This is a genomic window from Candidatus Limnocylindrales bacterium (assembly GCA_035559535.1).
Lineage (GTDB): Bacteria > Moduliflexota > Moduliflexia > Moduliflexales > JAUQPW01 > JAUQPW01.
Window position 1 is genome coordinate 15,773 of sequence record DATMBG010000047.1, and the last position, 12,466, is coordinate 28,238.

General features: G+C 45.2%; 11 protein-coding genes. All 11 read left to right on the plus strand.

Translation table 11 applies throughout. From position 1 onward, the window contains the following. Positions 1 to 15: 15 nt before the first annotated feature. The 11 genes from VNM22_17880 (at position 16) to VNM22_17930 (ending at position 12,287) form a co-directional block, all read left to right on the plus strand. Positions 16 to 1,149: a glycosyltransferase family 10 gene (locus VNM22_17880; protein HWP49030.1), complete on the plus strand. Its 1,134-nt coding sequence runs from the start codon at positions 16 to 18 to the stop codon at positions 1,147 to 1,149. Then, positions 1,146 to 1,847, plus strand: a complete 702-nt coding sequence (locus VNM22_17885) for a methyltransferase domain-containing protein (GenBank protein HWP49031.1) — start codon at positions 1,146 to 1,148, stop codon at positions 1,845 to 1,847. Before VNM22_17880 ends, VNM22_17885 begins: the two co-directional genes overlap by 4 nt. 144 nt (positions 1,848 to 1,991) lie before the next feature. Next, entirely contained in the window at positions 1,992 to 2,933 is a 942-nt protein-coding gene (locus tag VNM22_17890; protein HWP49032.1) for a sulfotransferase, read from the plus strand. Between the two features lie 17 nt (positions 2,934 to 2,950). Next, positions 2,951 to 4,036 (plus strand): NAD-dependent epimerase/dehydratase family protein, encoded by a 1,086-nt coding sequence (locus tag VNM22_17895; GenBank protein HWP49033.1) that lies wholly within the window; start codon positions 2,951 to 2,953, stop codon positions 4,034 to 4,036. 61 nt (positions 4,037 to 4,097) lie between these two features. Next, entirely contained in the window at positions 4,098 to 5,447 is a 1,350-nt protein-coding gene (locus tag VNM22_17900; GenBank protein ID HWP49034.1) for a UDP-glucose/GDP-mannose dehydrogenase family protein, read from the plus strand. A 16-nt stretch (positions 5,448 to 5,463) separates the two neighbouring features. Continuing rightward, positions 5,464 to 6,594, plus strand: coding sequence for a DegT/DnrJ/EryC1/StrS aminotransferase family protein (locus tag VNM22_17905; GenBank protein HWP49035.1), 1,131 nt, complete (start codon positions 5,464 to 5,466; stop codon positions 6,592 to 6,594). Positions 6,595 to 6,596: 2 nt separating this feature from the next. Next, entirely contained in the window at positions 6,597 to 7,376 is a 780-nt protein-coding gene (gene rfbF, locus VNM22_17910) for a glucose-1-phosphate cytidylyltransferase (GenBank protein HWP49036.1), read from the plus strand. Positions 7,377 to 7,527: 151 nt separating this feature from the next. Continuing rightward, positions 7,528 to 9,093 carry a hypothetical protein gene (locus VNM22_17915; GenBank protein HWP49037.1) on the plus strand — a complete coding sequence of 522 codons (1,566 nt, stop codon included), beginning with the start codon at positions 7,528 to 7,530 and terminating at the stop codon, positions 9,091 to 9,093. 121 nt (positions 9,094 to 9,214) lie between these two features. After that, complete coding sequence (locus VNM22_17920) at positions 9,215 to 10,294, plus strand: Gfo/Idh/MocA family oxidoreductase (protein ID HWP49038.1); 1,080 nt, start codon at positions 9,215 to 9,217, stop codon at positions 10,292 to 10,294. A gap of 79 nt (positions 10,295 to 10,373) precedes the next feature. Then, on the plus strand, positions 10,374 to 11,387 hold the full coding sequence (locus VNM22_17925; protein HWP49039.1) for a Gfo/Idh/MocA family oxidoreductase: 1,014 nt from the start codon (positions 10,374 to 10,376) through the stop codon (positions 11,385 to 11,387). A 21-nt stretch (positions 11,388 to 11,408) separates the two neighbouring features. Then, positions 11,409 to 12,287, plus strand: coding sequence for a glycosyltransferase (locus VNM22_17930; GenBank protein HWP49040.1), 879 nt, complete (start codon positions 11,409 to 11,411; stop codon positions 12,285 to 12,287). Positions 12,288 to 12,466 lie beyond the last annotated feature (179 nt).

Here is a 12,466-nt window from a genome sequence, read left to right on the forward strand (position 1 = left end):
GGAGGTTACTGAAGTATGATAAATCCCACCGATATCAAATTATTCATTGATCCCTTCTCGCACCATTTCCAGCAAGATACCTTGTTTGACATAAACAAATGCAGGCTGGATGGGGATAATATTTTAGCACCCTATGTTTATCTGAGAAACTGGTTCGAAGATAGAGGGATTGAAGTTCATACTGCCGATCATCTCTTACAGAGACAGGGGCTTGGGGCAAAGAATGTATATATCTCCTTCGGGATCCAGGACCACTATCGTACTCTGGCAAGGTGGCCTGATGTAATACTCAGTGCCTTCTTCGCCTTCGAAGGTCCTATTGTAGAGCCGACTCTATACCTGGGATTAACGAAAGCACAAAAATACTTCAAACGGATTTTCTCCTTCAGCGATGCTGAATCACTTAAGCCTTTTTTGCGGGGTCCGCTTCAATGTTTTAAGTTCCATATCCCCCAGTCTTTTGAATCGGTACATGAGGAAATCTGGGGTCAGGAAGACCGAAAATTCCTTGTGATGATCACTGCAAACAAGCTTCCCAGGTTGTACTATCAAGAACTTTATACTGAGCGGCGGCGTGCCGTGGAGTACTTCAGTCGAACGGGAGAGATCGATCTGTACGGTGTCGGTTGGGATGGTCCAGCCCACCGGGTGGGTAAAACACGGGTCCCTTACACGTTTCGTCGACTCCATAAAAGATTTCTGTATTACTGGCAGCGCTTCTCTCCTGATCCCCTTTTAGAAGCGTGCAGACGGGTCTATCGTGGACCTGCCATATCGAAGCGCGAGACCCTGGGTCAGTATACCTTTGCCCTATGTTTTGACAACCAGATCCTCAATGGCTGGCTTACTGAAAAGATTTTTGACTGTTTCTTTGCAGGGACCATTCCCATTTACCTGGGAGCCCCGGATATCGAAACCTACATTCCAAAAGAATGTTTTATAGACCTGCGGCAATTCTCGGGGTATGGCGAATTACGTAGTTACTTGAAGTCGCTAACCAAGAAGGATATTCGGCGTTACAAGGAGAGTGCTAGAGAATATTTGAGATCTCCACAATATCGGCCTTTTACGAAGATAGCTTTTACCGAGCTCATTGCCCGTATTGTGGAGGAAGATACCGGAATTAAACTCTTAGAAGCTTCGGTATGAATCGGGCTATTAATACCTCGGTCCGGCTGTTTTCCGAAAGTTTTACACCTCTCGATCCTGTGGTGGAGATCGGGTCCCTCTTTCTACCGGGTTATGAGAAACTCTCCAATCTCCGCCCTTATTTCAAGGGACTGAATTACATCGGTTGTGACATCCGTCGAGGCCTGGGAGTCGATCTGATTGTGGATGCTCATACTTTGAGTTTCACCGATGGCTCGGTTGGGACGGTGCTCCTTTTTGAGATTCTGGAACACCTCCCCCATCCTGAAAAAGCAATTGCAGAAGCACGACGAATACTGCGAGATGATGGATTATTAGCTTTGAGTGTTCCATTTAACTACCGTTTGCACGGATTTCCGACGGACTATTGGCGATTTACCTCCAGTGGGGTTTACACATTACTGGCCGACTTCCCGGACAAAGTTATCTTTGCTCTGGGTCCCAAAGTGAAACCAGCCTTCATCTTTGCGGTTGCTGCCAAACGCATTTCACAACATTTCATAGAGAGAAAAGCTTTATTTCAATCCAGGGTTCAAGAAACCTTTCAAAATTCCAGACTTCAAGGGCACATCAGCGTTTTAAAGGAAAGGAGCAGAGACTTCTTCGGGCATCTCCTCGGACGAGCAGAGTTGTCTGCCGTATTTTTCGATCCGTCGCAGGACGGTGGATATATAAGCAAAAAACCTCCGAGAGCATGAGGTAAAAGTTGCCGAAATGAGTCAAAAGTAGCTTGAGAGGATTGTTTCGAAACTTGTGATAGTCGGTTTGGTCAAAAGTAGCTTGAGAACCATTGAAAACTCTACTTAACAAGATCTCTTAAATCCCCAAGCATTGAGGTTTAAATGAGCAATCTTATTTTTATAAGCGGTGATTTCTCCTCTGGGAGTACCCTGCTCTTTACACTCTTTCGAAAAACAGGAGAATATTATTGCCTTTACGAACCATTACATGAGAAACTACTGGAATATCTCATATGGCCCCTTCAAGTAGATGAGCATCACTTCTTCGTTGAAAACTACTTCACAGAGTTCAAGGGATTTCGTAAAATCCCGGAATTATTCAATCCGGAATGGGGTACTCAAAATTTATACTTACCTCCTACAGCCAGGGAAGACGAGTTATATCGCTATCTCAGTTATTTAATTGGAACGGCTTTTGGCCGATCATCCAAGGTTTTGTTAAAGGAGAACCGGATAACTTTTCGATTGGGTTGGATCCGTGCTAATTTCCCCTATGCCAAGATCATCCATATTTATCGAGATAAACAAGCTCAATGGAATAGCGTTGTCCGAAGAGTACAGGCGCATCTCGGTAGAGAGGATGTGGGACAGGGAGAGGTAACATTTGAGGGATTCAGAATGGCCTCCTGGTGTGAAGACCTTAAAAGCATATTTCCGCAACTCGATGCGAAACACTTTAAAACAGGATACGAACGATTCTGCAAGTTATGGGAATTAAGCTATGCTGAGAATCAACGTTACGCCGATATATCTATTGATTATTGGGCGTTAACCCATGATTTTGAAGTAACCTTTGAACGGATAAGGAATTGTATCGGCGGCAACTTTGATATTCCCTCCCTCAAGCAATTTGTTATTCCTCCTGAGAAGCAGAAGCCACTTGAAAGACATCCATCAGGCATAAGGCGGCGCATACAGAATTTATTAGAGGAAATCGGGCGAAAATATTCAAAAACTGTCCTTCTGACCCGCTCCCTCTTACAGGGGAGAAACAACCTGGTGAAAAACTTATTGAACTCAAGATCCAGACAAAAGAGCAGATAAAGAATGGAAATATAATCATGGCAAGAAGGACCTCTACAATCATCTCTCAAGATATCGAGCATATTATTCAAGACCTCAGGGATCATTTTCAGGCCTTAAGGGGTACGACTCTTCTGGTTACAGGTGCAAATGGCTTCTTATGTAGTTACTTTGTCGAGACGGTAGCTGTTTTGAATGAAAAAGGACTGAATCCGCCTTGTCAGGTAATAGTCGTAGATAACCTGCAAACAGGTTTTTCCGAGCGGTTCAAGCATCTGGAAAGTCGAAAAGAAATTTGTTTTATCCAACAAGATGTAACGTTTCCTGTAAACCTGGATCAAAGGGTGGATTGGATCATCCACGGTGCAAGTATTGCCTCTCCTACCCTTTATAGGCAATATCCGCTTCAAACGATTGATGTCAATGTAATAGGCACCCGACAAATGCTGGAGCTGGCCCGTCAAAACCGGGTATGGAGTATGCTTTACTTGAGTACCAGTGAAATTTATGGGGATCCGGATCCGGCCTTCATCCCAACTCCAGAAGAATATCGGGGAAATGTATCCTGTACCGGACCTCGGGCCTGCTATGATGAATCCAAGCGTTTAGCAGAGACGCTTTGTATGACCTACTATCGACTTTTTAAGATCCCGGTGAAGATTGTGCGACCTTTCAATGTGTATGGACCCGGTCTACGATTGGAGGATGGACGCATCATCCCCGATTTGATGAGATCCGTTCTTCATCGTCAACCCCTAGTGTTATATAGTAACGGTCGTGCAACCCGGGCCTTTTGTTATATTACAGATGCGGTTCGCGCCATGTGGTATGTGTTATTGTCCGATACAAACGGCGAAGTGTTCAACGTTGGGAATGATGAAAAGGAGATCAGTATTCGAGAACTTGCAGAATTAGTCCGTCAAATTGCAGGTCCCCCGTGGTTAGAGATTGAATATCGAGTCAGCGAGGATGTGGATTATCTGAAAGATAACCCTCAGCGTCGCTGTCCTGATTTGACTAAACTACGAAGGCGGTTTCCCTGGCAACCCAAAGTCTCCCTGGTTGAGGGATTGAAGCGAACTTTGTGCTCCTACCTGGAAGGGTCTGCAATAAAAGATATCTAAACATTAAACCCTGGATGGTAAAATAAATGAACTGCGACTTAAAGTCTGCTGAGGAATTTAAATGCGTATAGCCATTGTCGGAACAGGTTATGTAGGATTAACGACCGGGGTCTGTCTGGCCTCTATGGGTCATGAGATGAGTTGTGTGGATATCGTACCTGAGCGCGTAACTGCCATCAATAATAGGAAAGTGCCTTTTTACGAACCTGGACTGGCAGAAATGCTTTCTAAGGTGGTGGCCAGCCGGCGACTCTATGCGACTACCGATCTGGTAGAAGCTATTACCAGAAGCGAAGTAACGTTCATCACCGTCGGCACACCTCAAAGTGACCAGGGCATTGATTTATCCTATATCGCAACGGCGGCCCGGCAAATTGGATATGCTTTACGTCATGTCTCTGATTATCACCTTGTCGTTCTAAAGAGCACCGTGGTGCCCGGTACGACAGATACGCTGGTACGTAACCTCCTTGAAGAAGGTTCTGGTTTACAAGCAGGAGAATTTGGTTTGTGTATGAATCCAGAATTCCTGCGGGAAGGCTCGGCTATCCATGACTTCATGAATCCGGATCGCATTGTGATTGGTCAATGGGATGAAAGGTCCGGGCAGACACTGGGGGAAGTCTATAAACCGTTTGACTGTCCCAGAATTTTTACCACACTCCGTAACGCAGAGATGATAAAGTATGCCGCCAACGCTTTGCTGGCGACTTTGGTTTCCTTTAGTAATGAAATAGCGGCACTTTGCGAAGTTACCCCTGATACAGATATTAATGTGGTTATGCAGGGTGTGCATCTGGATCGCCGACTATCGCCCGTGATTAACGGGGAGCAAATAAAACCGGGTATCCTCAATTTCCTGTGGGCTGGTTGTGGTTTTGGTGGAAGCTGTTTACCAAAAGATGTAAATGCCCTGCGAGCCTATGCACGTGAGCGCGCTATAACCCCTTACTTACTTGATGCCGTGATGACTATTAATAGCAAGCGGCCCGCAATCCTGGAAAAGCTAGCTGAAGAAGCTTTGGGATCTTTAAGAGGGGCTGTCATAGCTGTGTTAGGTCTGGCCTTCAAACCCGGTACCGATGATCTACGTGAATCTCCTGCTCTAACAGTTATTAAACTCTTGCTAGACAAAGGGGCTATCGTAAAGGCTTATGATCCCTTCGTCGCTTCAATACCCCCGGAATTAGGATTTGATAACTTGGCAACTCTCTGCAATACTCCGGAAGAGGTCTTAAGAGATTCCGATACGGCCATAGTTGTGACAGCTTATCCTGAGTTTGCAGAATGGGATTGGACTACCTTGTGTAATTCGATGCGACGTCAGATCATTATAGACGGTCGCAATATCCTGCGTAAGGTTTCATGGCCCAAAAAGGTTAGGTATATGGGTATTGGCCAAGTCAATTGAAAATGGGTGGGTTTTAATGATTAAAGTTTCGAAAGGATGTTTAGGAGAAGAAGAACTGGCTGCAGTCCGAGAAGCCTTCGAATATGGATACTTTGGGTTGGCCTCCAAGGTCATCGAGTTTGAGGAAGCTTTGAAGAACTACCTTGGAGCCAAACATGTTATTGCGACTAACACGGGTACCGCTGCACTTCATCTTGCCCTCGATGCCTTAGGGGTCGGAGAGGGGGATGAGGTGATCGTTCCCTCACTGACATTTGTAGCCTCCTTTCAAGCAATCAAAGCTACAGGGGCTACCCCTGTGCCTTGTGATGTTGAATACGATACACTCCTCATGGATCTTAACGATATGGAACGGAGGATCACGCCAAAGACTAAGGTCCTTATGCCGGTACATTATGCAGGAAATCCCTGTAACATGGAAGCACTACTTGAAATAAAGGAACGATACAAACTTCGAGTTGTGGAAGATGCTGCCCATGCCTTTGGCTCAATAACCAGCAAAGGACAAAAGATTGGAAGCTTTGGCGATATAACTTGTTTTAGCTTTGATTCCATCAAAAATATCACCTGTGGGGAGGGAGGAGCAGTGGTTTGTCAAGAGGAAGCACTGGCTGAGCTCATACGGCAAAAGCGGCTCCTGGGAATAAATCGTAAATCTAATTCAACAGCTCCCTGGAGGGAGCGAAGCTGGCAGTTCGAAGTCACAACCCAGGGCTTCCGTTACCATATGAGCAATATCAATGCGGCTATCGGTATCGAACAGCTAAAAAAGTTAGACGGCTTTATTGCCCGGCGTAGAGAAATTTGCCAGAAATACGAAGAAGCTTTTAAGAATATTTCCGGTTTGCAGCGACTTCGGATAAATTATCATGAATGTGCGCCTCATATTTATGTGATCCGGGTAAAAGACGGGCGACGTAATGCCCTGATGCAATTTTTGAAAGACCGTCACATCGAAACAGGGATTAATTACATTCCAAATCATCTGCATCCGTATTTTCGAGTGGATGGCTTGACGCTACCTGTGGCAGAAAAGGCTTATGAAGAGATTCTAACGCTTCCTCTCCATTGTGGACTCTCAGATGATGAGGTTCAGGAGGTAATCCGTTGTGTTAAGCAATTCTTCGAAGAATGCCAGGAGGTGTAAAGATGAAAGTCGTTATCTTATGTGGGGGTCTGGGAACACGACTCCGAGAAGAAACCGAATTTAGACCGAAACCTATGGTAAAAATTGGCACAAAGCCGATCCTGTGGCACATTATGAAGTTATACGCGCATTACGGCTTCAAGGACTTTGTGCTCTGTTTGGGATACAAGGGAGAGATTATTAAGGAGTATTTTTATCACTATGAGATGTACAATAGCGATTTTTCTGTCTATTTAGGGAAACAGAAATCTATAGAAGTACACAATTCCCATAATGAGTTAGACTGGCATGTGGCACTCATCGATACGGGAGAAAAAGCCCTTAAGGGAGCCCGAATCAAAAGGATTGAGCACTTAATAGAAGATGAGCATTTCTTACTGACCTATGGAGATGGGGTTGCCAACTTAAATATTAAGCAGTTGGTTGAGTTTCACTTACGCCACGGCCGAATTGGAACTGTGACCGGAGTGAGACCTCCTTCTTTATTTGGTGAACTTCAGGTTCGTGGAGACCAGGTTGAACTGTTTACGGAAAAACCTCAGACATCCAGTGGGCTCATTAGCGGAGGCTTCTTTGCCTTCTCTCGGAAGATATTCGATTATCTCTCTTCAGCTGATGACTGTGATTTTGAACCCGGGCCTCTGGAAAAGTTAGCTCAAGATGGTCAACTCATGGTCTATGAACATCGGGGTGAATGGGCCTGTGTGGATACCTACCGAGATCTCGAGCATCTCAACCACCTATGGTTCACTAACCGAGCCTTCTGGAAAGTCTGGGCCTGAGGAAGTGGTTTGACTCAGCTTATTCACCATTACCGATAGATCATCGAGCGAAAAAATATCCAGGGATAAGGAGAAGGTCAAGAAATCCTTGAACCGTTTCTGTTGTAGTGGATTAGAAAATATATCTTGATAAAAAATAAAGGGTATGGGTATGATGCCTCCTGGTAGATCCGAATTCTCCTCTGAATCGCAGAGTGCTTTTGTAACTGAAGGGAAAACCAGGCAGGAGTCAGGTATTAACACGTTTTCGATACTCCAAATCATCCTGACAATTGGCGCCATCCAGGTTGCTACCATGGCCTTCAATCTGCTCCGATCGAAGATTGTTGCAGTAACCGCTGGTCCAGAGAGTGTGGGTGTTATCAGTGTGATTGATCAGGCCGTCGGTTTAATAGCTCTGATAAGTACTTTCAGCCTGCCCTTTGCTTCAGTGAAGTTTCTCTCAGCGGCACACAGTGAAAGCCGGGAAGCCTTTACCAAAGGCTATATAACGTTTCTGCGAGCCTTATTTCTGATTTCACTCCTCGGAACAGGGGTTGGGATTGCCTTGATATGGGGATGGCCAGCTATTTTGGGAAAAGAACTGGCTGAGTATAAAGAAGTTGTTACCCTTGCATTGTTAGCAATTCCGGCGACCAATCTGATAGGGCTGTTGATGAACGTTATGGCAGCGGCTCAGCGGGTGCGTGCTTCTGCGCTTTTAGGACTCCTAACTGCCATTCTCTTAGCGATAGTATCGGGTGGAGGGATTCTTATTGCCGGTCTGCACGGATATTATACGGGAAATTTGGCTGTAACTTTTGCCTTAGTCGCCGGAGGTATGTGGTATCTTTTTCGAAGAGAGGGGCTTCGAATTCACGACAAGCAGGTTAAACTCTTCCAGGAGGTCCGACGTTACCCTCAGGCTTTGAGTTTTGCCGGAGCTTTGTACATAATTTCCTTTACCACACCGCTGGCATACCTTGTAGCCAGGTATGCCGTTCTTCGTGCAGGCGGCTTCATAGAATCGGGGCTTCTTCAGGCGGCCATGGGTCTTGGACTGGCCCTGAAAACGGTTATGCGATCCTCCAACGCTCTGTTCCTGACTCCAACAATGAACAGGAAAGGAGAAAACAGGGAGAAATTTCAAAGAGCCGTCGAGTTTCTGCGCGCCCTCTCGGTCGTTATCGGGATTATCGCCCTGCCAATGGTGCTGTTCCCAAATTGGTGGTTATTTCTCCTCTATTCCTCCAAGTTTGCGGCTGCCGCACCCTATGTTTATCTATTCGTTCTATCAGAAGCCATTCAATTATTAGCCGGAGTAAATCAGGCCCTCGTAATTGGATTAGATCATATAGCAATACATGTGAAAGTCTGCCTCCTTGGGGATCTAGGAATTATGGCCTTTTCATGGTGGCTGGTTCCATACTATGGGATTGGAGGGGTTGCAATGGCTTTCCTCTTTAACGGCCTTTTGATATTTACCCTTACAAGCTGGTATCTGTGGTCAAATCATAGAATAGTCATCCATAAGTCCATAGGTTGGCTTCCACTTTATATACTGGCCATTATTGGAGTTGGAGGGGCGGTTTCGAGCTGGTCTGAAGTAAATACGCCTGGATTTCTTATATTAAAGATTTGTCTTTGGACCCTCTTCATCCTCTCTTTGTTTAAGTTTATAGGAGGTAAGAAGGGTCCTCTCCTTCAAAGCTTGTGGCAGGCATTCAGCCATAAGTAGAAGAACACTCTGTTAAGAAGGATACCGTCAGTTTAAACAATGGTTGTGTAGCTTGAACTCATTGATTTATCCTTAAAATAAGAAAGCAAAAGGTAATCGATCAGTGAAAGAGGGTAAAGGCATGTTTCGTGTTGCAATTATGGGTTTGGGAGCCGTAACCCGAAATATTCACTTGCCGGCATATTCTCAGCTTAGAGATAAAGTGAGTGTAGTTGCGGGATGTGATGTTGACCGTACTGCCCGAACTTTTATGAAGAGAAAATGGCATCTGCCAGAGGTGTATGATAATCCTCAAGAACTGATAGAAAAGACAAAGCCGGATATTGTCTCTATATGTACCCCTCCTTCCCTCCATCAGGAACAATCTTTAATGGCCCTGGACTATGGTTGCCACGTCTTCTGTGAAAAACCCCTGGCAGAAAGTTTATACCAGGCCGATGAAATCATAAGGGCCTCTGAAAGAGCCAGACGTCTGGTAGTAGTCAATAACCAGTTTCCTTATATGAATATTTATAGATCCTCAAAGGCACTTATCGGATCACCCGAATTTGGCCGGTTACTATTTCTCCATGCCTGGCAGACCTTCCATCCTACCGAGCAAACTGAAGCCAGCTGGAGGGGTAAATTACAGAGGAGATTGTGTTTTGAATTCGGGATCCATGTTTTTGAACTTATTAGATTCTTTTTCGAAGATAATCCTGTCAAGATCTTTGCTCATATGCCGAATCCAATGTCAGATATGACCTCTGAGGTTGTCAATATAATCTCTGTAGAGTTTTCAGATGGACGGGCGGCATCCATCGTTCTGGATAGATTGAGCAAGGGGCCAGAGCATTACCTGGACATGAGGTTAGATGGCGAATTTGCATCTATTTATACTTCTATTGGAGGAGAAATCCGACTTGAAATGGGGTTACATACCCGGGAGAAACGCCCTTTTCTTGGTTTTAACTTTGTTAAGGGGGGAAAGGCCGTTCTGCAAAATGGAAACCGATCGAAAATTATTGCCAAGGATGGAATCAATCCTTTTGCCTCAGCAACAGCCGCTCATTTTAAAAACTTTATTGAGGCAATTGAGAATGGAAAGGAACCCAGGGGTCATGCAAGGGATAATCGAAACACTCTGGCGCTGGCTCTCGCTGCCTATGATGCCGCGCAAGCTAACAGGGCCATAGAAATGGCCCGCTATTTTAAAATTTAAAAATAGTAACGGGTAAAGCGTAAAATGTAAAATCTGCTTGTAAATACTTCTTTACATTTTACGTCTTTTACATCTTACGTTGATTCGAGCTGGAATCGTTGGAGCGGGATTGATGGGTCGTTGGCATGCCTGGGCCATAAAAAGGGTCGGGGGGTATCTTTCGGCCGTTGCAGATATTGATCAGAATGCAGCCCGGCATCTTACACGCAAGTATCGGGGTACTGTAAGCTTTTCGAATGTTGAGCAGATGCTGGATCGGATTCCTCTGGATGTGCTCCATATCTGCACCCCTGCGGCTACCCATTATAAGATTGCCGAGCTGGCTATAGAAGCCGGCCTCAATCTCATGATAGAGAAACCCATGACTCTTCAAGCTCGTGAAGCGGAACATCTTTTTGATCAAGCGGAGAGCCGAGGCGTACTCCTATGTCCTGTCCATCAATTCCTGTTTCAAGATGGGGTTCTAAAGGCCAGGAAATTACTGCCTCGAATTGGACGGTTGGTCCATATGGAAGGAGTTTTTTATTCGGCAGGTGGAACTGGTCTAACCCGCGAGCAGCTTGATTTTATCGTGGCAGATATCTTACCCCATCCTCTCTCCCTCATGTACCTATTCCTACCGACAACCCTCCCTGAGAAGGATTGGTTGGTCATGCGGCCCGGCTATGGAGAACTCCGTGCCCTTGGGGAGAGTTCAGGTGTTACTTTGGTTATTTTCATCAGTATGAATGCCCGGCCAACAGTATGTTCCTTTCAAATAATAGGAACAACCGGAACGATCCACCTGGATCTGTTCCATGGCTTTGCATTCATGGAACCAGGTAAGGTAGCCAGGACAAGAAAGATACTTCACCCCTTTGATCTGGCGTTTAGAAGACTATCGTCTGCTACCCTAAATCTTGGACGAAGGATCTTCCAACGCGAACCGGCCTATCCAGGTCTCCGACGGTTGGTTGCCGATTTCTATAAAGCAGTACAGACAAGATCTGAGTCGCCTATCTCCCAAGAAGAAACCCTTGCAGTAGCCCGAATACGGGATCGGTTGATCCAGGGCGCCGGGCTTGTTAGTTCGGTGGGTCCCAAAGACCCTTAAACAGGTACAGTCTAACTTTTCATGAAATCGAAGTTATCTATCGTAATTGGGGCAAATAACGCCCGAACCAGTATCCGTGACTGTCTGGCTTCATTGGAAAACCAACAAAAAGACCATAACGTTGAAATTATTGTTGTAGATAATTCTACCGATGGTACTACCGAGATTATCAGCCAACAATTTCCCAACATAAACCTTTTAAGGACTTCAGAAGCTGACCTCATTCCACAATTGTGGGAAATCGGGATCAATCAAAGTACCGGTGATATCGTTGCTATTACAACAGCCCATTGTGTTCCAGAGAAAAACTGGATAGAAGAGATCCTGAAAGCCCATGATAGCACTCCTTACCCAGGTATAGGGGGAGCTATAGAGAACGATAAATCTGCAGGACTTGTGGAGTGGGCTATTTTTTTCTGCCGCTACAGTCGTTATATGCTTCCTTTTCCAGAAAGAACTGTCAGCGAAATTGCCGGAGATAATGCCTCCTATAAGAGATGGGTCTTAGATCGTTACAAACAGGCCAGACGTCAGGGGTTTTGGGAACCTACCGTTCATGCAGAACTCAGGAAGGACGGCCTTCAGCTTTTGATGAAACCGACTATTGTGGTATATCATAAGAAATCCTTCAGTTTACCGGGTTTTATAAAGCAACGATTCTGGCATGGAAAACAATTTGGTAAGGCCCGTACAGCGAGTCTTTCCGGTATAAAGCGGATTATCTATATTTTGCTATCTCCTTTGATTCCCCTCGTATTTCTATCTCGGATCACACAACAGGTGCTGATTAAAAAAAAGCATGGGAGGAAATTTCTCTTCTCCTTACCCCTTCTAATTTTGTTTCTTCTAAGCTGGTCCACAGGAGAATTCATCGGCTATCTATCACCGTCACGGAAATAAAGGATAAATTAACATCCTAATCCATTTAATATTCAGAAGAATTCAAATTATGAAAATTCAAGTTCAAACCCCAGCAAAACTTAAACGACTCCTCTACCTCCATCTCTCCCAACCCCTTATCTCCCTCACCCTCCTAACCCTGATCCTGCTCTTCCTGAACACCAAAGGCATATCCCACG